Source organism: Pseudomonas sp. HC1(2025), assembly GCF_058742075.1.
The window spans coordinates 544,320-571,189 of sequence record NZ_CP196017.1 but is presented as its reverse complement, the minus strand read 5'-3'; the positions used below and the strand labels follow the sequence as shown (position 1 = coordinate 571,189).

Annotated in this window: 24 protein-coding genes; 6 read left to right on the top strand and 18 right to left on the bottom strand. The window is 62.2% G+C overall.

All coding sequences use genetic code 11. The features are described 5' to 3' along the window. Positions 1-56: 56 nt before the first annotated feature. The 7 genes from hflX to ACSSVH_RS02375 all read right to left on the bottom strand — a co-directional run bounded on the left by hflX (position 57) and on the right by ACSSVH_RS02375 (position 7,365). On the bottom strand, positions 57-1,358 hold the full coding sequence (gene hflX / locus ACSSVH_RS02405) for a ribosome rescue GTPase HflX (protein ID WP_029299582.1): 1,302 nt from the start codon (positions 1,356-1,358) through the stop codon (positions 57-59). A 12-nt stretch (positions 1,359-1,370) separates the two neighbouring features. Then, on the bottom strand, positions 1,371-1,631 hold the full coding sequence (gene hfq, locus ACSSVH_RS02400) for an RNA chaperone Hfq (RefSeq protein WP_010221594.1): 261 nt from the start codon (positions 1,629-1,631) through the stop codon (positions 1,371-1,373). Positions 1,632-1,726: 95 nt separating this feature from the next. Beyond that, positions 1,727-2,698 (bottom strand): tRNA (adenosine(37)-N6)-dimethylallyltransferase MiaA, encoded by a 972-nt coding sequence (miaA, locus tag ACSSVH_RS02395; protein WP_170042453.1) that lies wholly within the window; start codon positions 2,696-2,698, stop codon positions 1,727-1,729. Then, entirely contained in the window at positions 2,698-4,596 is a 1,899-nt protein-coding gene (gene mutL, locus ACSSVH_RS02390; RefSeq protein WP_170058222.1) for a DNA mismatch repair endonuclease MutL, read from the bottom strand. Before mutL ends, miaA begins: the two co-directional genes overlap by 1 nt. 14 nt (positions 4,597-4,610) lie before the next feature. Then, a complete protein-coding gene (locus ACSSVH_RS02385) occupies positions 4,611-6,032 on the bottom strand; it encodes an N-acetylmuramoyl-L-alanine amidase (protein WP_169952436.1) in 1,422 nt (473 codons plus the stop codon). Positions 6,033-6,049: 17 nt separating this feature from the next. Next, a complete protein-coding gene (gene tsaE, locus ACSSVH_RS02380) occupies positions 6,050-6,517 on the bottom strand; it encodes a tRNA (adenosine(37)-N6)-threonylcarbamoyltransferase complex ATPase subunit type 1 TsaE (protein WP_169952216.1) in 468 nt (155 codons plus the stop codon). Next, on the bottom strand, positions 6,505-7,365 hold the full coding sequence (locus tag ACSSVH_RS02375) for an NAD(P)H-hydrate dehydratase (RefSeq protein WP_169952218.1): 861 nt from the start codon (positions 7,363-7,365) through the stop codon (positions 6,505-6,507). The genes tsaE and ACSSVH_RS02375 overlap by 13 nt, the downstream gene beginning before the upstream one ends. A gap of 63 nt (positions 7,366-7,428) precedes the next feature. On the opposite strand from ACSSVH_RS02375, the gene queG reads away from it, so the two are divergent. After that, complete coding sequence (gene queG / locus ACSSVH_RS02370) at positions 7,429-8,508, top strand: tRNA epoxyqueuosine(34) reductase QueG (RefSeq protein WP_169952220.1); 1,080 nt, start codon at positions 7,429-7,431, stop codon at positions 8,506-8,508. Here queG and ACSSVH_RS02365 read toward each other — a convergent pair. Further along, positions 8,490-9,104: a trimeric intracellular cation channel family protein gene (locus ACSSVH_RS02365; protein ID WP_169851492.1), complete on the bottom strand. Its 615-nt coding sequence runs from the start codon at positions 9,102-9,104 to the stop codon at positions 8,490-8,492. The two genes, queG and ACSSVH_RS02365, sit on opposite strands and share 19 nt — an antisense overlap. A gap of 175 nt (positions 9,105-9,279) precedes the next feature. After that, positions 9,280-9,822, bottom strand: a complete 543-nt coding sequence (gene orn / locus ACSSVH_RS02360) for an oligoribonuclease (protein ID WP_169952222.1) — start codon at positions 9,820-9,822, stop codon at positions 9,280-9,282. Positions 9,823-9,928: 106 nt separating this feature from the next. Between orn and rsgA the strand changes: the two genes are divergently transcribed. Next, complete coding sequence (gene rsgA / locus ACSSVH_RS02355; protein WP_492634030.1) at positions 9,929-10,960, top strand: small ribosomal subunit biogenesis GTPase RsgA; 1,032 nt, start codon at positions 9,929-9,931, stop codon at positions 10,958-10,960. Positions 10,961-11,074: 114 nt separating this feature from the next. Here rsgA and motB read toward each other — a convergent pair whose 3' ends face one another. Further along, on the bottom strand, positions 11,075-12,097 hold the full coding sequence (gene motB, locus ACSSVH_RS02350) for a flagellar motor protein MotB (protein ID WP_169952225.1): 1,023 nt from the start codon (positions 12,095-12,097) through the stop codon (positions 11,075-11,077). A 3-nt stretch (positions 12,098-12,100) separates the two neighbouring features. After that, positions 12,101-12,952 carry a flagellar motor stator protein MotA gene (gene motA, locus ACSSVH_RS02345; RefSeq protein WP_169952227.1) on the bottom strand — a complete coding sequence of 284 codons (852 nt, stop codon included), beginning with the start codon at positions 12,950-12,952 and terminating at the stop codon, positions 12,101-12,103. Positions 12,953-13,118: 166 nt separating this feature from the next. Here motA and ACSSVH_RS02340 point away from each other — a divergent pair, with 166 nt between their 5' ends. From ACSSVH_RS02340 to asd, 3 genes are read left to right on the top strand one after another with little or no spacing between them, the layout of a single operon-like run. Continuing rightward, positions 13,119-14,654, top strand: a complete 1,536-nt coding sequence (locus ACSSVH_RS02340) for an HDOD domain-containing protein (RefSeq protein ID WP_492634029.1) — start codon at positions 13,119-13,121, stop codon at positions 14,652-14,654. 57 nt (positions 14,655-14,711) lie between these two features. Beyond that, positions 14,712-15,527, top strand: a complete 816-nt coding sequence (locus tag ACSSVH_RS02335; RefSeq protein WP_169952231.1) for a rhodanese-like domain-containing protein — start codon at positions 14,712-14,714, stop codon at positions 15,525-15,527. 16 nt (positions 15,528-15,543) lie between these two features. Next, positions 15,544-16,404: an archaetidylserine decarboxylase gene (gene asd / locus ACSSVH_RS02330; RefSeq protein ID WP_169952233.1), complete on the top strand. Its 861-nt coding sequence runs from the start codon at positions 15,544-15,546 to the stop codon at positions 16,402-16,404. 97 nt (positions 16,405-16,501) lie between these two features. Here asd and serB read toward each other — a convergent pair whose 3' ends face one another. Further along, entirely contained in the window at positions 16,502-17,716 is a 1,215-nt protein-coding gene (gene serB, locus ACSSVH_RS02325) for a phosphoserine phosphatase SerB (RefSeq protein WP_169952235.1), read from the bottom strand. A gap of 133 nt (positions 17,717-17,849) precedes the next feature. On the opposite strand from serB, the gene ACSSVH_RS02320 reads away from it, so the two are divergent. Next, a complete protein-coding gene (locus ACSSVH_RS02320) occupies positions 17,850-19,379 on the top strand; it encodes an AhpA/YtjB family protein (protein ID WP_492634028.1) in 1,530 nt (509 codons plus the stop codon). Positions 19,380-19,550: 171 nt separating this feature from the next. Here the strand turns inward: ACSSVH_RS02320 and ACSSVH_RS02315 are convergent, their stop codons facing one another. From ACSSVH_RS02315 to ACSSVH_RS02290, 6 genes are all read right to left on the bottom strand, one after another. Then, positions 19,551-20,258, bottom strand: coding sequence for a PqiC family protein (locus ACSSVH_RS02315; RefSeq protein WP_029299146.1), 708 nt, complete (start codon positions 20,256-20,258; stop codon positions 19,551-19,553). A 176-nt stretch (positions 20,259-20,434) separates the two neighbouring features. After that, positions 20,435-22,699: a DNA topoisomerase IV subunit A gene (parC, locus tag ACSSVH_RS02310; RefSeq protein ID WP_169952239.1), complete on the bottom strand. Its 2,265-nt coding sequence runs from the start codon at positions 22,697-22,699 to the stop codon at positions 20,435-20,437. Positions 22,700-22,709: 10 nt separating this feature from the next. Beyond that, positions 22,710-23,231, bottom strand: a complete 522-nt coding sequence (locus tag ACSSVH_RS02305) for a TIGR02281 family clan AA aspartic protease (protein ID WP_169952241.1) — start codon at positions 23,229-23,231, stop codon at positions 22,710-22,712. Next, positions 23,228-24,223: an esterase-like activity of phytase family protein gene (locus ACSSVH_RS02300; RefSeq protein WP_169952244.1), complete on the bottom strand. Its 996-nt coding sequence runs from the start codon at positions 24,221-24,223 to the stop codon at positions 23,228-23,230. The genes ACSSVH_RS02305 and ACSSVH_RS02300 overlap by 4 nt, the downstream gene beginning before the upstream one ends. Further along, positions 24,223-26,127, bottom strand: coding sequence for a DNA topoisomerase IV subunit B (gene parE, locus ACSSVH_RS02295; RefSeq protein WP_169952246.1), 1,905 nt, complete (start codon positions 26,125-26,127; stop codon positions 24,223-24,225). The genes ACSSVH_RS02300 and parE overlap by 1 nt, the downstream gene beginning before the upstream one ends. 44 nt (positions 26,128-26,171) lie before the next feature. Next, a complete protein-coding gene (locus tag ACSSVH_RS02290) occupies positions 26,172-26,780 on the bottom strand; it encodes a YqiA/YcfP family alpha/beta fold hydrolase (protein WP_169952248.1) in 609 nt (202 codons plus the stop codon). Between the last annotated feature and the right edge of the window lie 90 nt (positions 26,781-26,870).

Below are 26,870 nucleotides of genomic sequence, written 5' to 3'. Positions count from 1 at the left end.
CGCCGACCAATGCTACAGAATGCCTGCCACAGCGGCACAACCGCTTTCTCAGGCTTTTATTGCAAAGTGTGTTGTTCGAGGAACTCCGTCGGTACAACGCCCTCACGACTCACCAGTCGATTGAGCTCCGAACGGGGCAAACGAACAGCCAGCAGGCTGACACCTTCTTCGTCGTGTTCTTCTTTCTGTACGGCGCCCAACTCGAAAAATTGAGCACGCAGTCGAGCAAAACGCTGCGGCAAGCGCAAGGTGCCGACGAACAAATCGCCGCCCAGCAACTCTGCGATCGCCTGTTCAAGCAGTTCCAGGCCGCTACCGTCCCGCGCCGAGAGCCAGACCCGCTGGGGCCTGCCGTTTTCGTCGCGCTGGATCTGCGGCTCTACACCCTCGAGCAAATCGAGTTTGTTATAGACCTCGAGGATCGGCAAGTCTTGGGCACCAATCTCACCCAGTACTACCATGACCTGCTCGATCTGCAACATCCGGTCAGGCTCGGCCGCATCGATGACGTGCAGCAGCAGGTCGGAGTTGCTCGACTCTTCGAGCGTAGACCGGAATGCCTCGACCAGCTTGTGCGGCAAGTGGCGGATGAAGCCCACGGTGTCGGCCAGCACAATCGGCCCCAGGTCGTCGAGTTCCAGACGGCGCAAGGTCGGGTCGAGGGTGGCGAACAACTGGTCTGCCGCGTACACGTCCGACTTGGTCACGTTGTTGAACAACGTGGATTTACCGGCGTTGGTGTAGCCCACCAGGGACACGGTAGGGATATCCGCACGGGTACGCCCACGGCGTGATTGCTCGCGCTGGCTGCGTACTTTTTCAAGGCGGCCCTTGATCTGGCGCAGGCGCACCCGCAGCAGACGCCGGTCGGTTTCAAGTTGGGTTTCACCCGGGCCACGCATGCCGATACCACCACCCTGACGCTCAAGGTGAGTCCAGCCACGAACCAGGCGGGTGCTCATGTGGTCAAGCTGGGCCAGTTCGACCTGGAGCTTGCCTTCATGGGTACGGGCGCGCTGGGCGAAAATATCGAGAATCAGACCGGTGCGGTCAATCACGCGACACTCGAAGACACGTTCGAGGTTACGCTCCTGACTGGGCGTGAGGATGTGATTGAAGATCACCAGATCGGCTTCTTCGGCATGGACCAGGTCGCGTAGTTCCTCGACCTTGCCGCTGCCAATCAGAAATTTGGCGGTTGGCCGATGACGCGGCACGTTAAAAAACGCGACGGTCTCGGCGCCGGCCGAATTTGCCAGCTCCTGAAACTCCTGCGGATCTTCGCGCGCCTCAGGGTCCTGTCCATCCAAATGAACGAGGATCACTCGCTCACCACCACCGTGGCGCTCAAAGAACAAAGGAGACTCCTATCAGGCGTTACCTGGCTCAGCGTCACCCTGTTCGGATTCGGTTGCGCTAGGCAGACGAATTGGACGAACCGGCACTACTGTCGAGATAGCGTGTTTGTAGACCATCTGGCTTACGGTGTTTTTCAGCAGGATCACGAACTGGTCGAAAGACTCGATCGTACCTTGCAGCTTGATGCCGTTGACCAGATAGATGGAAACCCCAACTTTCTCTTTACGTAAAGTATTCAAGTAAGGGTCTTGTAGCGAATGCCCTTTTGACATGTGCCGCACTCCTTTAAGGATCAATAATAAAAAATCGGAAAAATAGATAGTTTGTAGCCGTCACACCCCCAAGGATAGACGGCAATTGCAAGGACTCAGCTCAATATGGAGACCGTTCCCAAGTATTTCAAGGCGCGTGACAGATTGTCGCAATCCAGACTGTCCAGCCAATGCAAGTCAGTCCAGCTGCGCAGCCAAGTGAACTGGCGCTTTGCCAATTGGCGCGTGGCAATAATGCCGCGCTCCTGCATTTCGGCTGACGTCAGCTTGCCATCCAGATGATCCCAGACTTGGCGGTAGCCTACAGCACGTATCGAAGGCAATCCCGGATGCAGATCACCTCTTGAACGCAGTGCTACGACCTCTTCCACGAACCCCTGTTCCAACATAATTGTGAATCTTTGTGCAATTCGCTCATGCAGCACCTGACGATTCGCCGGAGCGATGGCCAGATTGGCGACAGTATAGGGCAATTGTCCCGGTCCAGAGGTGCCTGCGTCAGTACTTTGCGCAGATTGTCTGAGGCGATGGGCCGTCATTGTCTGGCCACTCACGCGCCAGACTTCCAGGGCCCGGCTCAGGCGCTGGGGGTCATTGGGGTGAATGCGCGCGGCAGACACCGGGTCAATCGCCGCCAATTGCTCGTGCAGGGCCTGCCAGCCAAGGCGCGCAGCCTCTTCTTCGATCTCGGCGCGCACCTGTGGATCGGCGGGCGGCATGTCTGCCAGGCCTTCCTGTAGAGCCTTGTAATAGAGCATCGTGCCGCCCACCAGCAGCGGGATATTGCCCCGCGCGGTGATCTCAGCCATGGCGGCGAGGGCATCGGTACGAAAATCCGCCGCCGAGTAGCTTTGCGACGGATCGATAATGTCGATCAGACGATGGGGATGGGCAGCCAATAGCTCTTTGGACGGTTTGGCGGTGCCGATATCCATGCCTCGATAAACCAGGGCCGAATCGACGCTGATCAACTCACAGGGCAGGACCTTGGTCAGCTCGATCGCCAAGTCGGTCTTGCCGGCCGCTGTCGGGCCCATCAGGAAGATGGCGGGAGGTAGGGCGCTCATCAGCGACCGCGCAGGAATAGTTTGTCCAGATCATCCAGGCCCATCTGGGTCCAGGTCGGTCGGCCGTGGTTGCACTGGCCACTGCGCTCGGTGTTTTCCATGTCCCGCAGCAGGCCGTTCATTTCCGGCAGGGCCAGGCGCCGGTTGGCGCGGATCGCGCCGTGGCAGGCCATGGTGCCGAGCAGTTCGTTGATATGTGCCTGGATCCGGTCACTGGTGCCGTACTCCATCAGGTCCGCCAGCACGTCAGCCACCAGCCGGTTAGCCTCAGCCTGCTTGAGCAAGGCGGGAATCTGCCGGATAGCCAGGGTTTCCGGGCCCAGTCGCTGCAATTCAAAGCCCAGTTTCTGGAACACCGCGAGGTGCTCCTCGGCGCAATCGGCTTCACGCTGGCTGACGGCCAGGGACTCTGGCACCAGCAATGGCTGGCCGCTCAGGCCTTCGCTGGCCATGGCGATCTTCAGGCGCTCGTACATGATTCGCTCGTGGGCTGCGTGCATGTCCACCAGCACCAGGCCGTGGGCGTTTTCGGCGAGGATATAGATGCCCTTGAGCTGAGCCAGGGCATAACCGAGCGGCGGGATATCACCGCCACCTTCCGGCAGGGCCACCGCGCCCGGCTCGGCACCGGGCAGCGGCGCGAAAAATTCGCGATAGGCCGCCTGGGCCTCGGCCACTGGCACCGCCGACTGCGGACGCGGGGTGTATTGATATTGATAGCCCGCCCCCGCGCCGGAACCCGCCGCCGGGTAGCTTGGCTGGGATTGCGGCGCTTGCAGCAGGTTGGCCGCCAGGCTCATTTCGCCCTGGGGCCCGAATTCACCGGCCTCAGGCCCCGTCGGGCGGACGATGGCGGTGACTATCGGCGCCGCCAGTTGATCATCCGGACGCACATCGCCCAAAGCACGGTGCAAGGTGCCATAGAGGAAATCGTGGACCATGCGCCCGTCACGGAAGCGCACCTCATGCTTGGTCGGGTGCACGTTGACGTCGACTACTGCCGGGTCCACTTCAAAAAACAGTACGAAGGTCGGATGCCGGCCATTGAACAGCACGTCGCGATAGGCCTGGCGCACCGCGTGGGCCACCAGTTTGTCGCGCACTGCACGACCATTCACAAAAAAATACTGCAAGTCGGCCTGGCTGCGGGAGAACGTCGGCAGGCCGACCCAACCCCACAAATGCAGGCCATTGCGCTCGATTTCAATCGGCAGCGCCTGCTCCAGGAACCCAGCACCGCAGATCGCCGACACGCGCCGGGCGCGGGCGGCATCGTCGTTGGCCTCGTGCAGGCTAAGGATGGTCTTGCCGTTGTGGCGCAGATGGAAAGCCACGTCGAAACGGGCCAGGGCCAGGCGCTTGATGACTTCTTGCAGGTGATCGAATTCGGTTTTTTCGGCCTTGAGGAATTTGCGCCGTGCCGGAGTATTGAAGAACAGGTCGCGCACTTCCACCGAGGTGCCTACCGGATGGGCCGCCGGCTGGACCCGAGGGGCCATGTCGCGGCCTTCGGTTTCTACCTGCCAGGCCTGTTCGGCGCCGCGGGTGCGGGAAGTCAGGGTCAGGCGCGCCACGGAGCTGATCGACGCCAGGGCCTCACCGCGAAAGCCCAGGCTCATCACCCGCTCAAGGTCTTCCAGGTCACGGATCTTGCTGGTGGCATGGCGTGCCAGCGCCAGCGGCAGATCGTCGGAGGAGATCCCGCTGCCGTCGTCACGCACCCGCAGCAACTTGACCCCGCCCTGCTCCACGTCCACGTCAATGCGCTTGGCGCCGGAGTCGAGGCTGTTTTCCAGCAACTCCTTGATCACCGAGGCCGGACGCTCAACCACCTCGCCGGCGGCGATCTGGTTGGCCAGCCGTGGGCTGAGCAGTTCGATGCGCGAAGCGCTGTTCAATACCGATTCGCTCATTACTGGGCTGCCAATTCAGTGCCGGGGATGGTCAATACCTGGCCGACTTTCAGTTCATCGGTTTTCAGGCTATTGGCGCTGCGCAAGGTGGCAGCCGAGACCTGGAAGCGTACGGCCAGCATGGCCAGGGTGTCGCCGGGCTGCACCCGATGGTCACGCGGGCCCTGGGCAATTTTCCCGGAGTCCCGCAGCCAGGCGATATAAGTGCCCGGTGGCGGGTTCTGCTGGAAGAACTGGCGCACGCCGGCGCTGATGGAGCGCGCCAGCGCCTGCTGGTGGCTGGCGGAGGCGAGCTTGTTGGCTTCGTTGGCGTTGGAGATAAAGCCGGTTTCGACCAGGATCGACGGGATATCCGGCGACTTGAGCACCATGAACCCGGCTTGCTCCACCCGCTGTTTGTGCAGCGGCGTGACCCGGCCCATGTTGCTCAACACCTTCTGCCCCACGTTCAGGCTGGAGGTCAGCGAGGCGGTCATCGACAGGTCCAGCAACACACCTGCGAGCATGCGGTCCTTGTCATCCAGGGACACGTTGCCGGCACCGCCGATCAAGTCGGAACGGTTTTCGCTGTCAGCCAGCCAGCGCGCGGTCTCGGATGTGGCGCCACGATCCGACAGGGCAAACACCGAGGCGCCGAAGGCTGCCTTCGACGGTGCGGCGTCGGCGTGGATCGAAACGAACAGGTCCGCGCCCTTTTTGCGGGCGATTTCAGTACGCCCACGCAATGGGATGAAGTAGTCGCCAGTACGGGTCAATTCGGCGCGATAACCCTTCATCCCGTTGATCTGGCGCTGCAGTTCACGGGCGATGGCCAGAACCACATCTTTTTCGTGCTGGCCACGGGAGCCCGAGGCGCCCGGGTCTTCACCGCCGTGCCCGGCGTCGATCACTACGATTATGTCGCGCTTGCCGGCCGGCGCGGGTGGCAGCGGTGGCAACTTGACCTGGGGCTGCGCAGGATTGACCGGCACCGCCGGGGTGGTGGCAACCGCAGGGGTCGGCGCCGGGGTGGGCGCGGCGTCGGCAGGATTGTCAAAGAGATCGACCACCAGGCGGTTGCCATACTGGGCGTTCGGCGCGAGGGAAAAACTCTTGGGCGTCACGACTTTCTTCAGGTCGATGACCACCCGCAGGTCGGTCGGAGTGCGCTGGGCCGAGCGCATCGCGGTAATCGGCGTGTTGGCGGTGGAAACCTTCAAGGGCGCAGCCAGGGTTGCACCGTTGATGTCGATCACCAGGCGATCAGGCGCCGTCAGGGTAAAGACGCTGTGCTGGACCGGGCCAGACAGGTCGAACACCAGTCGCGTGTTATCCGGTGCTCGCCACAGGCGCACACTTTTTACCTGTGAAGCGGCCAGAGCATTGACAGTCATTGCCGCAAGCAACACCCCCACGACAGCAACCAACGCGCGAAAGCGCATACCTAACCCACCCATTATTAGAATTCCAAAGCCAAAGCGGCGCACCAAGACTCACTGCGCGCGCTCTGGGACAACAATTTCAACTGACGCCCATGGTTATGCGGGGTAATGGTAATGGTCAGGTCAGGCTTTGGCAAAAAGCCTGTGCCCTTGTCCGGCCACTCGATCAGACATAAAGCATCGCCATCAAAGTAATCGCGAATGCCCATGTACTCCAATTCCTCAGGATCCACCAGGCGGTACAGGTCGAAATGGAACGCGCGCAGGTCACCGATCTCGTAAGGTTCTACCAGGGTGAACGTCGGACTTTTCACCGCGCCAGCGTGCCCAAGCCCGCGAATGATGCCGCGCGACAGCGTGGTTTTGCCGGCACCCAGGTCACCCTGCAGAAAAATCAGGCCCACGCCCTGGGTGATCTCGGCAATGCGTTTACCAAACGCCACCATGGCCTCTTCATCGGCAATAAACAGGGTTACTTCAGACACGGTGACTGCTCCTCCAGCAACTGACGAATGGCAGGAATCAGGTCGCTGGCTACCAGGCCGCGACCAAAGGTGCCCTGGCGATCGCCCGCCGTGGCGTGCAACCACACCGCCAGGCTGGCGGCCTCGAACGCCGGCATGCCCTGGGCCAGCAGCGCGCCGGTCAGGCCGGCGAGCACATCCCCCAGGCCCGCCGACGCCATGGCCGGGTGCCCCTGGTCACAACGCGATACCCGCCCATCCGGGCTGGCGATCAGGCTGCCAGCGCCCTTGAGTACCGTGACGGCATTGAATTTCTGGCTCAGCGCGCGCGCCACCTTAAGTCGGTCGGCCTGAACCTCGGCTGTCGAAATACCCATCAGCCGCGCCGCTTCCCCCGGGTGCGGGGTGATCACACAATCGGCCGGCAAGGTTACATGGCCTGCGGCCAGCAGGTTCAGCGCGTCAGCATCCCAGACCTGGGGTTGCCGGGCATTGGCCGCCACCGACAGCAGGCTCTTGCCCCACGCCATGTCGCCCAGGCCAGGGCCGATAACAATCACCGAGACTTTTTCCAGCAGGCCCATCAATTGGTTGGCCGAATGCACGCCCCGCGCCATGATTTCCGGCAAGCGGGTCAAGGCCGCCGGGACGTGTTCGCTGCGGGTCGCCAGGGACACCAGGCCAGCACCGCTGCGCAGCGCGCTTTCGGCACTCAGCAACCCCGCCCCGCCAAAGCCATGGTCGCCGCCAATCACCAGGACATGGCCAAACTGGCCCTTGTGGGCCTCTGGGGAACGCGCAGCCAGTTGCGGCAAATGGCCGGGCAACAGGGGCTGAACGTCAGTTATTTCGTGTTTTGTCTGCGGCATGCGTCTTCAAGCTCCGATGTCTGGCAGAATTATACGCATCTAACCTGCGGTTTCTCTCGTCTCATGCCTGCTATTACCACCGATCTGCCCGCCCTCGCCCAATCGATCAAAGACTGGGGCCGCGAGTTGGGCTTTCAACAAGTCGGCATCAGCGGCCTGGACCTGGCCGAGCATGAACAGCACCTGCAGCGCTGGCTCGACGCGGGCTATCACGGCGAGATGGACTACATGGGCGCCCATGGCAGCAAGCGCTCGCACCCTGACGAGCTGGTACCCGGCACCTTGCGCGTGGTGTCCCTGCGCATGGATTACCTGCCCGGCGACACGCAGATGGCGCAACTGCTGGCCCAACCCGAAAAAGCCTACATCTCCCGCTACGCCCTGGGCCGCGACTACCACAAGCTGATCCGCAAGCGCGTGCAGCAACTGGCCGACCGCATCCAGGCACAGATCGGCCCGTTTGGTTTTCGCGCCTTTGTCGACAGCGCCCCAGTGCTGGAAAAAGCCATCGCCGAACAGGCAGGTTTAGGCTGGATCGGCAAAAACACCCTGGTCCTCAACCGCAAGGCCGGTAGCTACTTCTTCCTCAGTGAGCTGTTTGTCGACCTGCCGCTGCCCATCGATCCGCCCCACAGCACCGAACACTGCGGCCGCTGCACCGCCTGCCTGGATATCTGCCCGACCAATGCCTTCGTCGGCCCCTATGTGCTGGACGCCCGGCGCTGCATTTCGTACCTGACCATCGAACTCAAGAGCGCGATCCCCGAAGAGCTGCGGCCGTTGATTGGCAACCGGGTTTTCGGCTGCGATGACTGTCAGATCGTTTGCCCATGGAATCGTTTCGCCCGCCCCTCAGGAGAAAGCGATTTCAAGCCGCGCCACAATCTGGATAACGCCGAACTGGCTGAGTTATTTATGTGGGATGAGGATAAATTCCTCAGCAGCACCGAAGGCTCGCCGCTGCGCCGCGCCGGCTATGAGCGCTGGCTGCGCAACCTGGCCGTGGGCCTGGGCAATGCGCCCTCGAGCATTCCGGTGCTGGAAGCCTTGAAGGCACGCCTGGACTACCCCAGCGAACTGGTTCGCGAACATGTGGAATGGGCGCTGAACCAGCACGCGCTCCGTCAATGTTCGTCGTTGTAGACGAACTTGGGCATTTCCCAATGAAAGCGGATCGCCAGCAGACGCAATAGAAAACCGCTGAACAACGTCAGCAGGATCGCCTGCTCGCTGGGCAGTTCGAGGTAGATGCACAGCATGTAGCACCAGGCGGCGAGGAACGACACGCTGGCGTACAGCTCGCGACGGAAGATCAACGGGATATCGTTACAGAAGATATCCCGCAGGATCCCGCCGAAGACCCCGGTGATCACCCCGCTGACCGAGGCCACCAGCATGCCGTGGCCCATTTCCAGGGCCGTCATGCAGCCGATCAGGGTGAACGCCACCAGGCCCACGGCGTCCAGCGCCAAAAACAGTGAACGCAAATGACGCATCAATGGGGCGATAAAGATCGTCACCAATGCCGCTACCGAGGTCAGCACCAGGTATTCCGGGTGTTTGACCCAGGTGAGCGGGTAGTGGCCAAGCAACACATCGCGTACCGAACCGCCGCCAAGGGCTGTGACGCACGCAATCAGCACCACGCCGAACCAATCCATGCCACGACGGCCAGCCGACAAGGCACCAGTCATGGCTTCGGCGGTGATGGCGATGAGGTAGAGCATCAGCAGCATGATGGCGATCCTTGCAAAGAGGCGCGCAGTCTAATCATTTGGCAGGGGCACCAAAAGGGGGCGGCCAGAAAACCCGCGCGAACATCCGTGTAGGAGCCCCGCTTGCCGGCGATGGGGCCCTTGAGGACGCCATCGCCGGCAAGCCGGACTCCTACAGAGGGCACCGCCCTGCTGCAAGTCAGGCCTTGATGAAATGCTTGCGATAGTGCTGCAACTCGGCAATCGACTCACGGATATCATCCAGGGCCAGGTGGGTGCTGCCCTTGTGGAAGCTGTCCTTGACCTCTGGCGCCCAGCGCGCGGCCAGTTCTTTCAAGGTCGACACATCTAGGTTGCGATAGTGGAAATAGCTTTCCAGCCCCTTCATGTGGGTATAAAGGAAGCGACGGTCCTGGCAGATGCTGTTGCCACAGATCGGCGACTTGCCCTTGGGCACCCACTTTTCCAGGAACGCAATCGTCTCGGCCTCAGCCTCAGCCATGCTCACGCGGCTGTCGCGCACGCGCTGGGTCAGGCCCGAGTTGCCGTGGGTGCGGGTGTTCCACTCGTCCATGGTGGCCAGCACCGCGTCGCTGTGGTGGATGGCGATCACCGGACCTTCGGCCAAGGTGTTGAGGTTGCTGTCGGTGACAATGGTCGCCATCTCGATGATGACGTCGGTGTCAGGGTTCAGACCGGTCATTTCCAGATCGATCCAAATCAGGTTCTGTGGGTTTTGCATGTCGTGGTTCCTTGGCACCTTGGCGTAGCTGCGCAGTTTAGCAGGCGGGGCGTGCTAGACTCGCGACCGTTTTATCCAACCTTTGCATTATCGACACGGAACACCAATGGCCAAACGCCAGCTCAACCGCCGCCAAAACTGGCGCATCGAAAAGATCCAGGGTGAACGCGCTGCCCGCGCCGCCAAACGTGAATCCTCTGCCGTAGAAGCGCTGGAGGGTGGCGACCTCGGCCCCGAGCAAACAGGCCTGGTAATCGCGCACTTTGGGGTGCAGGTCGAAGTCGAGGCCCTGGAAGGCGAACTGGCCGGCGCAGTGTTCCGCTGCCACCTGCGCGCCAACCTGCCGGCGCTGGTCACTGGCGACAAAGTGGTATGGCGTGCCGGCAACCAGGGTATCGGGGTGATCGTCGCGCAACTGCCGCGCACCACCGAACTGCGTCGCCCCGACAGCCGTGGCCAACTCAAGCCGGTGGCGGCCAACGTCGACATGATTGTCATCGTCTTCGCCCCGCTGCCCGAGCCCCACGCCAACCTGATCGACCGCTACCTGGTGGCGGCCGAACACGCCGGCATCCGCCCGCTGTTGCTGCTGAACAAATTCGACCTGATCGACGAACAGAACGCCCCGGCGCTCAATACATTGCTCGCGGTGTATCGGCAGCTGGGCTACCCGGTGCTGGAAGTCTCGGCGCACCATGGCAACGGCATGGAACAGCTGCAACAACAGTTGGACGGGCGCATCAGCGTGTTCGTCGGCCAGTCGGGCGTGGGCAAGTCGTCTTTGGTCAACAGCCTGCTGCCGGAAGTCGAGACCCGCGTCGGCCCGCTGTCGGAACTGTCCGGCCAGGGCACGCACACCACCACCACCGCGCGTCTGTTCCACTTCCCGGGCGGTGGCGAGTTGATCGACTCCCCCGGCATCCGTGAGTTCGGCCTGGGCCACGTCAGCCGTGCTGATGTCGAAGCGGGTTTCATCGAGTTCAACGACCTGATCGGCACTTGTCGCTTTCGCGACTGCAAGCACGACCGCGAGCCAGGCTGCGCCTTGCTCAAGGCCCTGGAAGACGGGCGCGTGCAGCAACAACGGATGAACAGCTATCGCTCGATCATCGCCAGCTTGCCGGAAAGCAGCTATTAAGTCGTAGGTACGCGCTTGTGTGGGAGCGGGCTTGCCCGCGATGCAGATAACTCGGTGCAACTGATGCACCGAGGTGATGCTATCGCGAGCAAGCTCGCTCCCACCTAAGCCGCATCAGCTACCGGCCGGGGCTTCTCCGGGAGCCTTCACCCCACCCTCATCAAACAAATTCAGCTTCTGGCGCAGCTCATGGGCCGGCAACGGCTGCTGCTCGGGTGGCAGGGCGTTCGGGTCCACCGGGACTTCACCCGGAGCGCCCTCGCCCTGGGTCGGCACTGGCGGTGGAGTGCCCTGCTCGCCTTCGATGGCGCGCTGGGCTTTTTTGGTCAGCACCACGATGTCGATGCGCCGGTTGATCGGGTTGAATGGGTCCTGGGTATCAAACAACTGCGATGAAGCAAAGCCCACCACGCGCGCCACCTGGGTGTCTGGGTAACTGCCAGCCACCAGGGCGCGGCGGGCGGCATTGGCGCGGTTGGCGGACAGTTCCCAGTTACCGAAATCGCCCAGGCCCGAATACGGCTTGGCATCGGTATGGCCGCTGACGCTGATCTTGTTCGGCACCGCCTTGATGGTGTCGGCCATGGCCAGCAAGATGTCTTCGAAGTAGGGCTTGAGACGCGCACTGCCAGAGTCGAACATCGGTCGATTGGCGTCATCCATGATCTGGATACGCAGGCCGTCCGGGGTGATCTCGAAGTGGATCTGATCCTTGAATTTTTGCAGTTGCGGGTTCTCGTCGACCTTGTTCTGCAGCTCTTGCAGCAACAACTCCAGGCGCTCCTGCTCGACCTGTTCGGCCATGCTCTCGACGGTCTGGCGTTCGATCGGGATGTTTTTCTGGGGCGCTTCGGTCTGGACTTCCGGGTTGATGGTGCGCTCGGGAGCCAATTCTGGCGAACCACCCAGGTCGATCACAAACGGCGTGCCACTCTCGGAGAAGCCGATGGGATCCTTGAAATAACCGGCGATGGCGATCTTCTGTTCCGGCGTCGCAGTGGACATCAGCCACAGCACCAGGAAGAACGCCATCATCGCCGTCGCAAAGTCGGCGAAGGCGATTTTCCAGGCGCCGCCGTGGTGCCCGGCAGCGAAGCGCTTGACGCGCTTGATGATGATTGGCTGGTTGTTTTCCATGGCTTAGCGACCGCGAACTGCTTGTTCCAGCTCGGCAAAGCTCGGGCGGTGCTTCGGATACAGCACCTTGCGCCCGAATTCCACGGCCAGGGACGGCGGCATACCGGAAGCCGAAGCCACCAGCGACGCCTTGATCGCTTCGTAGATATTCAGCTCTTCCTTGGCATCGTGGGCCAGGGAGGTGGCCAGCGGGCCAAAGAAACCATAGGCCGCGAGAATACCGAAGAAGGTCCCCACCAGCGCCGCGCCTACGTGCATACCGATGGCCGCCTGGTCGCCCTCGCCCAGGGACGCCATGGTCACCACGATACCCAGTACCGCCGCGACAATACCGAAACCGGGCATGCCGTCGGCGATGCCGGTCACGGCGTGGGACGGGTGCTCCAGCTCTTCTTTCAAGCTGAACAGCTCCATGTCGAACAGGCCTTCCAGCTCGTGCGGGGCCATGTTGCCGGAGGACATGATGCGCAGGTAGTCGCAGATGTAGGCGGTCATGCGCTCATCCTTGAGCACGGCCGGGTACTTGGCGAAAATCGGGCTCGCTGCAGCGTCCTCGATATCTGCCTCAATGGCCATCATGCCTTCGCGGCGGCTCTTGTTGAGGATCTCGTAGACCAGGCCCAGCACTTCCAGATAGAACGTGTGGGAAAAGCGCGAGCTGAACATGCCCAGCGACTTTTTGACCACGTGCATGGTCATGTAGCCTGGGTTAGCCTGCAGGAAAGCGCCAAACGCCGCACCGCCGATGATCAGCACTTCGAAGGGCTGGATCAGCGCAGCAATTTTACCGTGGGACAGAACGTATCCGCCGAGCACGCTTGCGATGACGACGATGATGCCGATAATTTTAGCCATAGGGGATGAGTACTTGCGCCGTCGGGTTCATGGACATATTCGGAAGATCTAAAAACTCTTCTTCTACTTATCGGCAAAACTGCGCCAGACTATAGCCCGTTAAGGCGAAAAGCCAGTTCGGCCCACTCCGGGCGTGTTGACCGCAAGTGATGATCGCGCCCCAATCATGGCAAACGAAACGACAGTCCCAACTGCAAAACCCAACTCCCTGGCTGGCTGGATCAAGCGTCTGGACGAGGTGCACCTGCCCGTCCCGCAAGCGAGCCACGTTGCGGTGTGCAAGGCCATCGGCGACAGCCGCCGTTCGTTGCGAGATATTGCGGAGCTGATGCAAGACAGCCCGGCGCTAGTCCTGAGCGTTATGCGCGAAGCCAACAACCAGGCCCACGGCAGCCTGGCAGAGCCTGCAGAAAACCTTGAAGTGGCGATCAACCGCCTCGGCCTCAAGCGCACCGAAGAACTGCTCGTGCGCCTGCCGTCGGTGCCGCTCAATGAAATCCCCGTGGCCCTGCGTCAACTGCAACTGATCAGCCAGCACGCCTCGCAACAAGCCAATGGCCTGTTCGCCAGCCGCCTGGCGCGCCTGTGGCAGGACATTCATTGGGGCAGCCTGCTGTTTCTCTCGCCGCTGTGGCCGATGGCCGTGGCCTACCCAAAGCTTTTGGAAGAATGGGAACTGCGGGTGATCCACAAGGGCCAATCGGCACGCAAGGTCGAGCAGGAACTGTTCGGCGTGCGCCTGCTGGAACTGTGCCTGGGGCTGACCGAGGCCTGGCGCTTGCCGATCTGGGTGTCCCAGGGCTACCAACTGCTGCTCAAGGAACAACGCTTGCTGGTCAAGGCCCTGCACATCGCCCGCGATGAAGCGCCCTTGAGCCAGCAGCAAAAACTCGATGACGACCCAGCGCTGCGGCGCTGGCTGAACCAGCCGGCCAACACCGTGCTGCTGGCCAATGGCATGGCGCTGGCAGCGCAGGAGTCCTGGACCTGCCCGCACACCCAGCGCTGGCAGTACCTCACCGCACTGTACCTGCAACAACCGCTGGCCGATGTGCAGCAACAGGTGCACCAGCAGGCAGCCATCAGCGCCCGCCATACCTTGACCGCCGGTCTCTGGCACCCAGCGTTGGCACTGATCTGGCCGTGGCATGTGCAGCGGATGCATCGCGGCCTGCTGCCAGCACCGCCGCCCACCGCCGAATCCCTGGCGGTCTGGCGCAAGCGCTGCAGCGAACTGTTGGTGGAGCCCAGCCGCTTCGCCAACGCCATGCACCTGACCACCTGTGCCAAGGAGGCCCTGGTGGCCAGTGGCATGCAGCGCGTCATGTTGCTGATGGCCGACAAGGCCTTGACCACGCTGCGCGTGCATCAGGTCGATGGCCTGCCCAAGGACGCCGCCAACCTGAGCCTTGAAACCGCACAAAGCACGCTGCTGCAACGCCTGCTGGAGAAGTCTGCGCAGGTGCGCCTTAACCCGGACAATCACGCGCAATTCGCGGCACTGCTGCCGGCCTCATTGCGTCGCCTGTTTGTCGGCGAGCACCTGCTGTTGCGCTCCCTGAGCTGTAACGGCCGGGTGGTGATGCTGATGGTGGCCGACCAGGGTGGCGGGCCGTTCTCCGAAACCACCGTGCAGGCCTTCGGTAAAACCGCCCAATGCATCGAGAAAGCCCTGCACTGCTTTACCAACCGCACCACCTGATGCTTGCGTTACAATCGCCCTCTTTTATCGCCCAACCTAGTGCCCGGGAGACCTCACATGCCTGACTTTTCTGGCTTGCCGCTGGTGATCGAGCCCAGCGACCTGCTTGGCCGCCTCGCCGCCGAGCCGTTGATTCTGGTGGACCTCACCAGCGCCGCCCGTTATGCCCAGGGGCATATCCCCGGCGCGCACTTTGTTGATCCCAAACGCACCCAACTGGGCCAGCCTCCGGCACCGGGGCTGCTGCCGGCCAAGGCCGACCTGGAGAAGCTGTTCGGCGAACTGGGCCACACTCCGGACGCCACCTACGTGGTGTACGACGACGAAGGCGGCGGCTGGGCCGGGCGCTTTATCTGGCTGCTCGACGTGATCGGCCACAAAAAGTATCACTACCTCGATGGCGGCCTGCTGGCGTGGCTGGATGAGCAGCACCCGGTGTCCACCGAGGCAACCGCCGCCGTGGGTGGGCCGGTCAGCCTGACCCTGCACGACGAGCCCACCGCCACCCGCGAATACCTGCAAAGCCGCCTCGGCGCTGCCGACCTGGGCATCTGGGATGCACGCGGGCCGCTGGAATACTCGGGAGAGAAAGTCCTCGCCGCCAAGGGCGGACATATTCCCGGCGCGGTCAACTTCGAATGGACGGCGGGCATGGACAAGGCGCGCAACCTGCGAATCCGCCGCGACATGCCGCAGATCCTCGAAGGCCTGGGCCTGAGCAAAGACAAAGAAATCATTACCCACTGCCAGACTCACCACCGTTCTGGCTTCACCTACCTGGTGGCCAAGGCGCTCGGTTATCCGCGAGTCAAAGGTTATGCCGGTTCCTGGGGCGAATGGGGCAACCACCCCGACACCCCCGTCGAGATTTAAGGTTTAAGGACAGTTCATGAAAAAGCGTTTGTTTATCCTCAGCCAGTACCTGCTACCCCACCACCTGCTATCGCGCCTGGCCGGCTGCATCGCCGAATGCCGTGTGCGCTGGTTCAAGAATGCCTTCACCACCTGGTTCGCCAAGCGCTACCAGGTGGATATGTCCCAGGCGCTGGTTGAAGACGTGACCGCCTACGAGCACTTCAACGCCTTCTTCACCCGCGCCCTGAAGGACGGCGCGCGCCCACTGGACCCAACCCCGGGCGCGGTGTTGAGCCCGGCAGACGGCGCCGTCAGCCAGCTCGGCCCGATCGAGCACGGTCGTGTGTTCCAGGCCAAGGGCCACAGTTTCAGCGTGCTGGAATTGCTCGGTGGCGACGCCGCCGTTGCCGCACCGTTCATGGGCGGCGACTTTGCCACCATCTACCTGTCGCCGAAGGACTACCACCGCGTGCACATGCCACTGGCCGGCACCCTGCGGGAAATGGTCTACGTGCCTGGCCGGATTTTCTCGGTCAACCAGACCACCGCCGAAAACGTGCCGGAACTGTTTGCGCGTAACGAGCGTGTTGTCTGCCTGTTCGATACCGAACGCGGCCCGATGGCCGTGGTATTGGTGGGCGCGATGATTGTCGCGTCGATTGAAACCGTATGGGCCGGGCTGGTGACGCCGCCCAAGCGCGAGCTGAAAACCGTGCGCTACGACGAAGCCGCCCGTGCACCGATCCACCTGGAAAAAGGTGCGGAACTGGGGCGCTTCAAGCTGGGTTCGACCGCTATCGTGCTGTTTGGGCCGGATCAGGTGCAGTGGGCTGAAGAACTGGTGGCGGGAACGCCGGTGCAGATGGGCCAGGGTATCGCGCTGCCAAAAGCCTGATGCAGCCTTCATTGTAGGAGCCGGCTTGCCGGCGATGACGGTGGTGAATCCAACACCGCTATCGCTGGCAAGCCAGCTCCTACATTTTGATCTCGGCTTACAGCTGCCCGTCGCGGTCGCGCAGGCCCAACAGATACAGCACACCGTCCAACCCCAACGTCGAAATCGCCTGCTTGGCCGACTGCTTGACCAGCGGCTTGGCACGGAACGCTACGCCCAACCCGGCGATAGCCAGCATCGGCAGGTCATTGGCGCCGTCGCCGACCGCAATGGTCTGCTCCAGACGTAAACCTTCCTTGTGTGCCAGCTCCCGTAGCAGATCAGCTTTGCGCTGCGCGTCGACAATCGGCTCGACCGCCACGCCCGTCACCTTGCCATCCACCACTTCCAGCTCGTTGGCGAACACATAGTCGATGCCCAGCTTGGCCTGCAATTGCTTGGCGAAGTAGGTAAAGCCGCCCGAAAGGATCGCTGTCTTGTAGCCCAGGCGCTTGAGTTCGGCGAACAGGGTTTCGGCACCTTCGGTCAAGCGCAGGGAGGCGCCGATAGAGTCGAGGACGCTGACGTCCAGGCCCTTGAGCAGCGCCAGGCGCTCCTTGAAGCTGGCGCGAAAGTCCAGCTCTCCCGCCATCGCGCGTTCAGTGATCTGGGAAACTTGCTCGCCAACGCCCGCAGCCTTGGCCAACTCGTCGATGACTTCGGCTTCGATCAGGGTCGAGTCCATGTCGAACACCGCCAGGCGGCGATTGCGACGGAACAGCGAGTCTTCCTGGAAGGCGATATCCACGTTCAGTTCCTGGGCGACGCTAAGGAACTCGGCGCGCAAGGCCTGTGGATCGGCCGGCTCACCGCGCACAGAGAACTCGATACAGCCCTTGCCCTGGTCCGCCGGCATGTCCAGCGGCATACGACCCGACAGACGGTCGATATGGTCGATGTTCAAGCCGTATTGCGCGGTGATCGAGCTGACCCGCTGCAACTGTTCGGCGGTGACCTTGCGCGTCAGCAGCGTGACGATGTGGCGTTTCTTGCCTTGGCCGGCCACCCAGTGCTGGTAATCCTCTTCGGATACCGGAGTGAACCGCACCTGCTGATCCAGCTTATAGGCCGTAAACAGGATGTCCTTGAGCACGGACGAAGCCTGCTCGGTATCTGGAATCTCCACCAGAATGCCGAACGACAGGGTGTCGTGGATCACGGCCTGGCCGATGTCCAGAATGGTCACGCCACCCTGGGCCAGGACACCGGTGATGGCTGCGGTAAGACCCGGACGGTCCTCACCTGTGATGTTAATCAGGACAATTTCGCGCAAAGCGCACCCCCGAGCTGGAAAAAAACCGCATTCTACCCACTTTCAGTGACCATCGGGCACAGCCAGCGCTTTGCCGGTCTTGGGCCTGTCGCTATACTGCGCGTCAACTTCACGGACCAAGAGCCGAGCGCAAGTGAACCGGCCCACGCCAGTAAAAACCGATAACTTCTTCCTGCTGATCTTCCGGGCACTGCGCCACCGCCGTGTACCGATCGCATTACGCATTGCCAGCCATAACGTGATCCTGGTCGCCCTGGCCCTGGTGATCTACGCGTGCGTGATGGGTTTGCAGTTCAAACAGGCCATGCACGAGCAAGCCGACGCCCTGGGCGAGAGCTTGACGACCCAGACCGCCACCTCGGCGACCGAGCTGTTGGTGTCCAATGACATCCTCAGCCTCAACGTGCTGCTCAACAACCTGACCAAGAACCCGCTGGTGGCCCACGCCGCCATCTACAGCGTGGACAACCGGATCATGGCCGAAGCCGGGCAACGCCCGAAAAACGGCCTGTTGGGTGAAGCCGAAGGCTTGTACCAGAGCAATATCACGTTTCAGGATGTGAAAGCCGGCCAATTGCGCATCAGCCTGGACATGCAACAGTTCCAGCAGCCGATGACCATCAGCCTGCAAAGCATGGGCATCCTCAGCGCGATCCTGCTGGCCCTGGCCCTGGCCTTGAGCCTGCGTCTGGGCCGGCATATCTCCACGCCCCTGATGCAACTGCGCATCTGGTTGCGCGACATCGACGAACACACTCCGGCCACCGACCGCCAGGATGAGATCGGCGACCTTGCCCGCCAGTTGCACACAAGCTTTGCCCCGGAGCCGGTCGTACCCGAAGCCAAGCCTGAGCCTGAGCCAGAGTTCGACGACACCGACTATGACGACGAGCCCGAGTTCGAGGTGCGCAACCTGCGCGACCCGAGCTTCGACGAGTCGGCACCGGTGGCAGGCCTCAAGCCGCTACCGCGCACCCTCATCAAGGCCGACGAAGACAGCCTGGACGAAGACGACCCGTTTGCCGACCTGCGTGACGAGTCGGCACCAAGCCCGGTGGTCGCGCCCAAGCCTGCGAACAGCCAACCCCAGCACAGCGCGGTATTGGCCGTGCAACTGGGCGCCCAGGAGCAATTGCGCCGCCTGCCACGGGCACGCCTGACCGAGTTGCTGGAACGCTACCGCGACTGCCTTGACCAGGCGGCGTCGCTGTACCAGAGCGAGCTGCACACCCTCAACGATGGCAGCACGCTGATGCTGTTCCACAGCGAAGACAGCGGCGAAGATTATTTGACCAACGCCATCTGCTGCGGTGAGTTGCTGCGCGCCCTGGGCCATGCCTTGCAGATCGAAGTCGCTGACAGCGGTATCACCCTGCAACTGCAACTGGGCCTGACCTTGGGCGACGATCTATATGGCATGAGCCAGATCGACCTGTTGCTGACCGAAAACGCCCAGGATGCCCTGGCCTTGTCGCAACACAGCCGCAACCTGCTGCTGGTGGAGCGCAAGATCAGCGACGACGCCTTGATCCGCCAACGCGCGCGTATCCGCCCGATTGCCAGCCCGGAAGGCGCGTGCTGTGTAGAGCGCTTGATGGAGCCTTATCCGTCGATGCTGGAGCGCCAGCTGGCGCGGATGCATGAGACTCGGAACAAGCCCTAAACAACACTGCGGGCTTGTGTAGGAGCGGGCTTGCCCGCGATGGCGCTGGATCAGTCAATCAAGTGTCGACTGACACTGCGCTATCGCGGGCAAGCCCGCTCCCACATTTGATCTGCACCAAACAAAAAGGCCCGCTTACTCAGCGGGCCTTTTATTTGGCTGCGATCCAGGTCAGAACCTGAACACTTCCATATCCGTACGAATCGGCGAAGCCATCGGGATCTTTGGCTTTTCCGGAGCTGCCGGCTTGGCCGGGGCCGGGGCCTGTTTGCGTGGGGCTTCGGCAATCGGTGGCTGGTTGGCCAGCGGCTTGAGGGCTACCGACAACTGCTCAGCCAAACGCTGCAACAACACACCCTGGGCCTGGACCTGTGAAGCGGTGCTGCCGGCATGTTGCTCCTGCAGATGCACGATGCGGTTGTCCCGCACCTGGCCGCGGCGGTCGATCAGGCGCCATTGCGCGTCAAGGATCGCCGGCTGGGAAGCCCCGGAGTCCAGGCGCGTGATGGTCAGCAATACCTGCACATCGGGGGAGAAGCTTGTAGGCGCCGGCGACAGCACCACACGCTGGCTGTCCAAGTGGCCAGCCACCTGACGCAACATCAACTGGTTGATATCCGACGACAGGCTACCGGCCCAACGGCCGTCGATGGAGCCTTGCAGGCTGCCATCGTCCTGGCGTTGCAGCAGGGTTTCACGTTGCAGGTAATCGGCAACCACTACCGGCCCGAGCAAGACCGCCATGCCAGCACTTTGCGCTGGCTGCGCCGGATTTCCGCTATCCAGCTGGTACAGCGACACCGGTTGGTGCGTAGTGCAACCCGCCAACCCCAAAAGGCCGGCGAGCATCAAAAATAAAGGAAGGCGTGGAGCAGTCATCATCCCATCCAGGTGGCTGCCACAAGGCAAACCACAATGTAATACTAAAAATAACCTATACGCGCTCAGCCACGCCGGCGCTGGAAAGGCCATATCATCCGTGAATATGCGCCATGACTCCAGCGCGAAAGCGCCGATCTACGCGTTAAATCGTAGATCGGGCGCTCTATATCGCTTTAAGCGGGTGTTTCTACCAGCAATGCATCTACCCGCTGGAAGCCACGGGGCAATTTGTTCCCGCGGCGTCCACGTTCGCCCTTGTAGTGCTCAAGGTCGTCAGGACGCAGGGACAACGTGCGTTTACCGGCCTGCAGCACCAGGGTCGAGCCTTCCGGGATCACCGCGATGTCGGTCACGTACTCTTCGCGACTGGCCACCCGCTCCCCTGGGATACCAATGATCTTGTTGCCCTTGCCCTTGCCCAGTTGCGGCAGGTCGCTGATCTTGAACACCAGCAAGCGCCCTTCGGTGGTCACCGATGCCAGCCAATTGCCCTCGCGGTCCTCGACCGGGCGCGGCAGGATCACCTTGGCGTTGTTCGGCAGGCTCAGCAGGGCCTTGCCCGCCTTGTTCTTGGCCTGCAAGTCCTCACCCTTGACCACAAAACCGTAGCCGGCGTCGGAGGCGATCACGTACAGCGAGTCATCATCGGGCAGCAATACACATTCAAAACTTGCCCCTGGCGGCGGCGTCAGGCGACCGGTCAGCGGTTCGCCCTGGCCCCGTGCAGACGGCAAAGTATGGGCCGGCACCGAATAACTGCGCCCGGTGGAGTCGATAAACACGGCGAACTGGTTGGAACGCCCGGCTGCGGCGGTCTTGAACCCATCGCCCGCCTTGTACGACAAGCCAGTGGCATCAATATCATGCCCCTTGGCAGAACGAACCCAACCCTTTTCCGACAGAACGACGGTAATTTTCTCGTTGGGCAACAGCTCGGTTTCAGTCAGGGCCTTGGCTTCGGCGCGCTCGACAATCGGCGAGCGGCGGTCGTCGCCATAGGTTTCGGCATCTTTGATCAGTTCGCTGCGCACCAGCTTCTTGAGCTTGGCTTCGCTACCCAGCAGCGCTTGCAGCTTGGCTTGTTCCTTGAGCAACGCGTCCTGCTCGTCGCGCAGCTTCATCTCTTCCAGGCGCGCCAACTGACGCAGACGGGTATCGAGGATGTAGTCGGCCTGGATCTCGCTCAGTTCGAAACGCGCGATCAACTCGGCCTTCGGGTGCTCGGCGGTGCGGATGATGTGGATCACTTCATCCAGGTTGAGGTAGGCAATCAGCAAGCCGTCCAACAGATGCAGGCGGCGCTCGACCTTGTCCAGGCGGAACTGCAGGCGGCGGCGCACGGTATTGACCCGGAACTCCAGCCACTCCACCAGCAGGTTGCGCAGGTTTTTCAGCTGCGGCTTGCCGTCCAGGCCGATGATGTTGACGTTGACCCGGTAGCTGGACTCCAGCTCGGTACTGGCAAACAGATGCTGCATCAACACTTCGTGATCGACCCGGCTATTGGTCGGGATGATCACGATGCGGCAAGGGTTCTCGTGGTCGGACTCGTCACGCAAGTCCGCGACTTGCGGCAGCTTCGACGGCTTGGCCTGCATCAGCGCGGCAATCTGTTCCAGCACCTTGGCGCCGGAGACCTGGTGCGGCAAGGCGGTGACGATGATGTCGCCATCTTCGACGTGGTACACCGCGCGCATGCGCACCGAGCCCTTGCCGGTCTCGTACATTTTCAGCAGGTCGGCACGCGGCGTGATGATTTCCGCTTCGGTCGGGTAGTCCGGACCCTGGATATGCTCGCACAGTTGCTCGACCGTGGCCTTGGGCTCATCGAGCAGGCGAACGCAGGCGGTGGCGACTTCACGCAGGTTGTGTGGCGGTACGTCGGTGGCCATGCCCACGGCGATGCCGGTGGTACCGTTAAGCAGGATATTGGGCAGGCGCGCCGGCAAGACCAGAGGCTCGTCGAGGGTGCCGTCGAAGTTCGGGCCCCAGTCTGCCGTGCCCTGGCCCAGCTCGCTGAGCAGCACTTCGGAGTAACGCGACAGCCGCGCCTCGGTGTAACGCATGGCGGCGAACGACTTGGGATCATCCGGCGCACCCCAGTTGCCCTGGCCATCGACCAGGGTGTAGCGGTAGCTGAACGGCTGGGCCATCAGCACCATGGCTTCATAGCACGCCGAGTCGCCGTGGGGGTGGAACTTGCCGAGCACGTCACCGACGGTACGCGCCGACTTCTTGTGCTTGGAGTCCGCGTCCAGGCCCAACTCACTCATGGCGTAGATAATGCGCCGCTGTACCGGTTTCAGGCCGTCGCCGATATGCGGCAAGGCACGGTCCATGATCACGTACATGGAGTAGTTGAGGTAGGCATTTTCGGTGAAGTCAGCCAGCGACCGGCGTTCTACGCCGTCTAAGCTGTCTGCAAGGATGTCACTCATGCGGGCCTCATCATTGTCTGGTCTGGCGCAGCAGCAAGGTGCCGCCACGCTGGGTAAATTCAAGTTGTTTCAATGCGCTCATGCCCAACAGCACTTGCTCGCCACCCAGGCCCGGCGCCACCAGGGCGCGTACGTCCTGCAGGACGATATCGCCCAACTGCAGGCGGTCGAGGTGGGTGCGATAGCCCTGGCTACGGCCGTTGGCGGTGCTCAAGGTCACCGGCAAACCGCGCTTGAGCCCCAGGCGCTCGGCCAACTCGGCCGGCACCGCCACATCGGTGGCACCGGTGTCGAGCATGAAATCCACCGGCTGGCCGTTGATCTGGCCAGTGGCGACAAAATGCCCCTGGCCGTTGCCGACCAGTTTCACTTCTATATAACCCGCGTGTTGCTGCGAGGTGACCACGGCGTTGGGGTTTTCCTGCCGCGCCTCCCATTGCCCAAAAAACCGTGTTGCCAAAAACAGCCCCGCGCCCCAGGCCACGAACATCAATAGGCGTCCAGCGCGCTTGCCGGGCGGTTGCGTGCTCACGGCTGGGCGCTCCAGCCACCGGCCGGGGCGGCAAAACGATAGACCATCGGGCGTTTTTCACCATCGGCCCGGGCGCCGAAATTATTGTCGATGCCAACCCAGGCACCGTCAGCGTCAATCAGCAGCGCTTCCGCCAGCCCGTAACTCTGGGGGTAGCGCCGATTTGGCAGCAGGGCCTCATCGGCGTACGACCAGCACAACTCGACCTTGGCCGTCACGCTGTCGCGCCGGCAGATCTGGAACGCGTTGCGCTCCAGGGTAAACAGCTTGCCGTTGAACAGCGCCAGGTCGGCAAAATCCTTGGACACCGCCCTGGCCCCCGGAAACTGCGCCGGCTGCATTTCCTGGCCGGCTTCGCTCAACAGTACGCATGGGCCATCACAATCCCAAACGCTTTGCCCGCGCTTGATCGAGATCAGCCCACGCCGCTCGCGCTCGGCCGCCAGCCAGATCTGATTGCCCTCGGGGTTGATCGCCAGGCCTTCAAACAATGCATTGAAGTGCAGCAGCAAACCACTGGCCCGCGCTTCGCGAACCATGCCAGGGGCAATTTTCAGCCACTCTGGATCACCGCTTGCCGGCACCTGCAGCACTGCCGCATGGGCTTCGCTGACGATGTAGCGATTACCTGCGGCGTCACAGCTGATGCCTTCAAAATCCAGGTCGCCGCCGCGTATCACCGACGCTGCCGTGGTGCGCGCGCGCAAGCCCCACGGCAGGCCCGACTCGGGCACTGGTGGCACGTCGAGCTTTACCGTCTCGGCCTGCCAGGTGTCGGCGCGGGTGTCGAGGCGGTAGATCTGGTCGTCGTCGCGGTCAGAGACCGTCCACAACTCCTTGCCACACAATGCCAGGCCCGACAGGTTGCCGCCGCGCATGCCGTCTACCGGGTGTTCGGACAGCAACTTGAGCTCGACCGCAGGCTGGGCAACTGCCTGGGTAGCTGCCAACCCGCTCAACAACAGTATCGCCAGGGCGAAACCGCTGCGCATCAGCCCAATACCTCGGCCAGGTTGCCTTTGGACTCCAGCCAGGCCTTGCGGTCGCCGGCGCGTTTCTTGGCCAGCAACATGTCCATCATTTCCGAGGTGGCGGCGTAGTCTTCCAGGGTCAACTGCACCAGGCGCCGAGTGTTCGGGTCCATGGTGGTTTCGCGCAGTTGCGGCGGGTTCATTTCACCCAGGCCCTTGAATCGGGTGACCTGCGGTTTGCCGCGCTTCTTCTCGGCTACCAGGCGGTCGAGGATGCCGTCGCGCTCGGCTTCGTCCAGGGCGTAGAAAATCTCTTTGCCCAGGTCGATGCGGTACAGCGGCGGCATCGCCACATAGACGTGACCGGCATCCACCAGCGGGCGGAAATGCTGGACGAACAAGGCACAGAGCAAGGTTGCGATGTGCAAGCCGTCGGAGTCGGCGTCGGCGAGGATGCAGATTTTGCCGTAGCGCAGCTGGCTCATGTCCTCGGCGCCTGGATCGACGCCAATGGCCACGGCGATGTTGTGCACTTCCTGGCTGGCCAGCACTTCGCTGCCATCGACTTCCCAGGTATTGAGGATCTTGCCGCGCAGCGGCAGGATCGCCTGGAACTCCTTGTCCCGTGCCTGCTTGGCCGAACCGCCGGCGGAATCACCCTCCACCAGGAACAGTTCGGAGCGCATCGGGTCCTGGCCGGCGCAGTCCGCCAGCTTGCCGGGCAATGCCGGGCCCTGGGTGATGCGCTTGCGCTCGACCTTTTTGCTGGCCTTGAGGCGACGGCCGGCGTTGTTGATCGCCAGTTCCGCCAGGGCCAGGCCCAGCTCCGGATGTTCATTGAGCCACAGGCTGAACGCGTCCTTGACCACACCCGAGACAAACGCCGCGGCCTCGCGGGACGACAGGCGTTCCTTGGTCTGGCCGGAGAATTGCGGCTCCTGCATCTTCATCGACAGCACAAAGGCGATGCGCTCCCAGACGTCTTCCGGCGCCAGCTTCACGCCGCGCGGCAGCAGGCTGCGGTATTCGCAGAATTCACGCATCGCATCCAGCAGGCCCTGGCGCAGACCGTTGACGTGGGTACCGCCCTGGGCGGTGGGGATCAGGTTGACGTAGCTTTCCTGAACGCTGTCGCCACCCTCGGGCAACCACAGCAAGGCCCAGTCCACCGCCTCCTTGTTACCGGCCAGGCTGCCGCAGAACGGCTCGTTGGGCAGGCGTTCGAAGTCGCTGACCGAGTCTTCGAGGTAGGAGCGCAGGCCGTCTTCGTAGTGCCACTCGACCTTTTCGCCGGTGCCTTTGTCTTCAAAACTGACCAGCAAGCCCGGGCACAACACGGCCTTGGCCTTGAGTACGTGCTTGAGGCGGCTGATGGAAAATTTCGGGGAATCGAAGTATTTCGGATCCGGCGCAAAGTACACGCTGGTCCCGGTGTTGCGCTTGCCGACGGTGCCGACCACTTCCAGCTCGGTGGCCTTGTAGCCATCGGCGAAGGTCATCTGGTATTCGTTGCCGTCGCGCTTGACCTTGACCCGCACCTGCGTGGACAAGGCGTTGACCACGGAAATACCCACACCGTGCAAGCCACCGGAGAACTGGTAGTTCTTGTTGGAGAACTTGCCGCCGGCATGGAGCTTGGTGAGGATCAGCTCGACACCCGAAACCCCTTCCTCGGGGTGAATGTCCACCGGCATGCCGCGCCCGTCGTCGGACACTTCCAGGGAGTGGTCGGCGTGCAAAATGACCTGGACCGACTTGGCGTGCCCGGCCAAGGCTTCGTCGACGCTGTTGTCGATGACTTCCTGGGCAAGGTGGTTCGGCCGACTGGTGTCGGTGTACATGCCGGGGCGTTTGCGCACCGGGTCGAGGCCCGAGAGGACTTCGATGGCGTCGGCGTTATAAGAGCTAGCGCTGGGAGTGGCCATGGGGTCTCGTCGTGAGTCGTTCGATTAAAAAGTAACCTGCGGTTTCACAATGCGGTGAAATCGAAGGATTGGTACTGATCTGCGCCAATGCCGGCAAAACTCAACAACGCCGGCAACTGTCGGCCAAAACCCTGGTAACCGTGATCGCCGCCAGCCTGGATACGCAAGGCACAGGCCCGGTAATACTGCTCGGCGAGGCGATAATCCAGTGTTTCGTCCCCGGTCTGCAACCACACCTGATAGCGCTGGGCATCCTGGGGCGCCGCAACCTCAAGCTCAGCCAGGGCCGCGACGTGATCGTGGGTCAATTCCCAGGTTTCATCGGTATAGAGGTTCTTCTGGGTGCCCAGGTAACCGTCGAACATGCGATGGGGGCTGACCGCCGGGTTGACCAGCAGCGCCTTGAGGCCATGGCGTTCGGCAAGATGGGTTGCATAGTAGCCGCCGAGTGAGCTGCCGACCAGCAACGGCCGCCCCAGCTCGCCGATCGCCTGCTCCAGCTGGGCAATCGCCTGGCGCGGGTGGTGATGCAAGGCCGGCACCCGCAGTTGGTCGGCCAGACCGAGACTGTCCATCACGCCCATCAGCAAGCTGGCCTTGGTCGAGGCTGGCGCGCTGTTGAAACCGTGGATATACAAGATCGAAGCGGACATGCCGGGCTCTCCGTGCGTTATCGGCCAAAGGGGCGCAGTTTACAGGGAATGACGCAGTGTGAGCAGGGTTACTGCCGAACGCGGTCTGCC

Bases quoted from the DNA above. Each gene is read 5' to 3' on its own strand.
- asd (WP_169952233.1), top strand. From the start codon at position 15,544: ATGAAAAAGCGTTTGTTTATCCTCAGCCAGTACCTGCTACCCCACCAC.
- parC (WP_169952239.1), bottom strand. From the start codon at position 22,699: ATGAGTGACATCCTTGCAGACAGCTTAGACGGCGTAGAACGCCGGTCG.
- ACSSVH_RS02315 (WP_029299146.1), bottom strand. From the start codon at position 20,258: ATGACTGCTCCACGCCTTCCTTTATTTTTGATGCTCGCCGGCCTTTTG.
- motA (WP_169952227.1), bottom strand. From the start codon at position 12,952: ATGGCTAAAATTATCGGCATCATCGTCGTCATCGCAAGCGTGCTCGGC.
- ACSSVH_RS02340 (WP_492634029.1), top strand. From the start codon at position 13,119: ATGGCAAACGAAACGACAGTCCCAACTGCAAAACCCAACTCCCTGGCT.
- queG (WP_169952220.1), top strand. From the start codon at position 7,429: ATGCCTGCTATTACCACCGATCTGCCCGCCCTCGCCCAATCGATCAAA.
- ACSSVH_RS02335 (WP_169952231.1), top strand. From the start codon at position 14,712: ATGCCTGACTTTTCTGGCTTGCCGCTGGTGATCGAGCCCAGCGACCTG.
- motB (WP_169952225.1), bottom strand. From the start codon at position 12,097: ATGGAAAACAACCAGCCAATCATCATCAAGCGCGTCAAGCGCTTCGCT.
- ACSSVH_RS02290 (WP_169952248.1), bottom strand. From the start codon at position 26,780: ATGTCCGCTTCGATCTTGTATATCCACGGTTTCAACAGCGCGCCAGCC.
- orn (WP_169952222.1), bottom strand. From the start codon at position 9,822: ATGCAAAACCCACAGAACCTGATTTGGATCGATCTGGAAATGACCGGT.
- hfq (WP_010221594.1), bottom strand. From the start codon at position 1,631: ATGTCAAAAGGGCATTCGCTACAAGACCCTTACTTGAATACTTTACGT.
- parE (WP_169952246.1), bottom strand. From the start codon at position 26,127: ATGGCCACTCCCAGCGCTAGCTCTTATAACGCCGACGCCATCGAAGTC.
- miaA (WP_170042453.1), bottom strand. From the start codon at position 2,698: ATGAGCGCCCTACCTCCCGCCATCTTCCTGATGGGCCCGACAGCGGCC.
- ACSSVH_RS02375 (WP_169952218.1), bottom strand. From the start codon at position 7,365: ATGCCGCAGACAAAACACGAAATAACTGACGTTCAGCCCCTGTTGCCC.
- ACSSVH_RS02300 (WP_169952244.1), bottom strand. From the start codon at position 24,223: ATGCGCAGCGGTTTCGCCCTGGCGATACTGTTGTTGAGCGGGTTGGCA.
- rsgA (WP_492634030.1), top strand. From the start codon at position 9,929: ATGGCCAAACGCCAGCTCAACCGCCGCCAAAACTGGCGCATCGAAAAG.
- ACSSVH_RS02385 (WP_169952436.1), bottom strand. From the start codon at position 6,032: ATGCGCTTTCGCGCGTTGGTTGCTGTCGTGGGGGTGTTGCTTGCGGCA.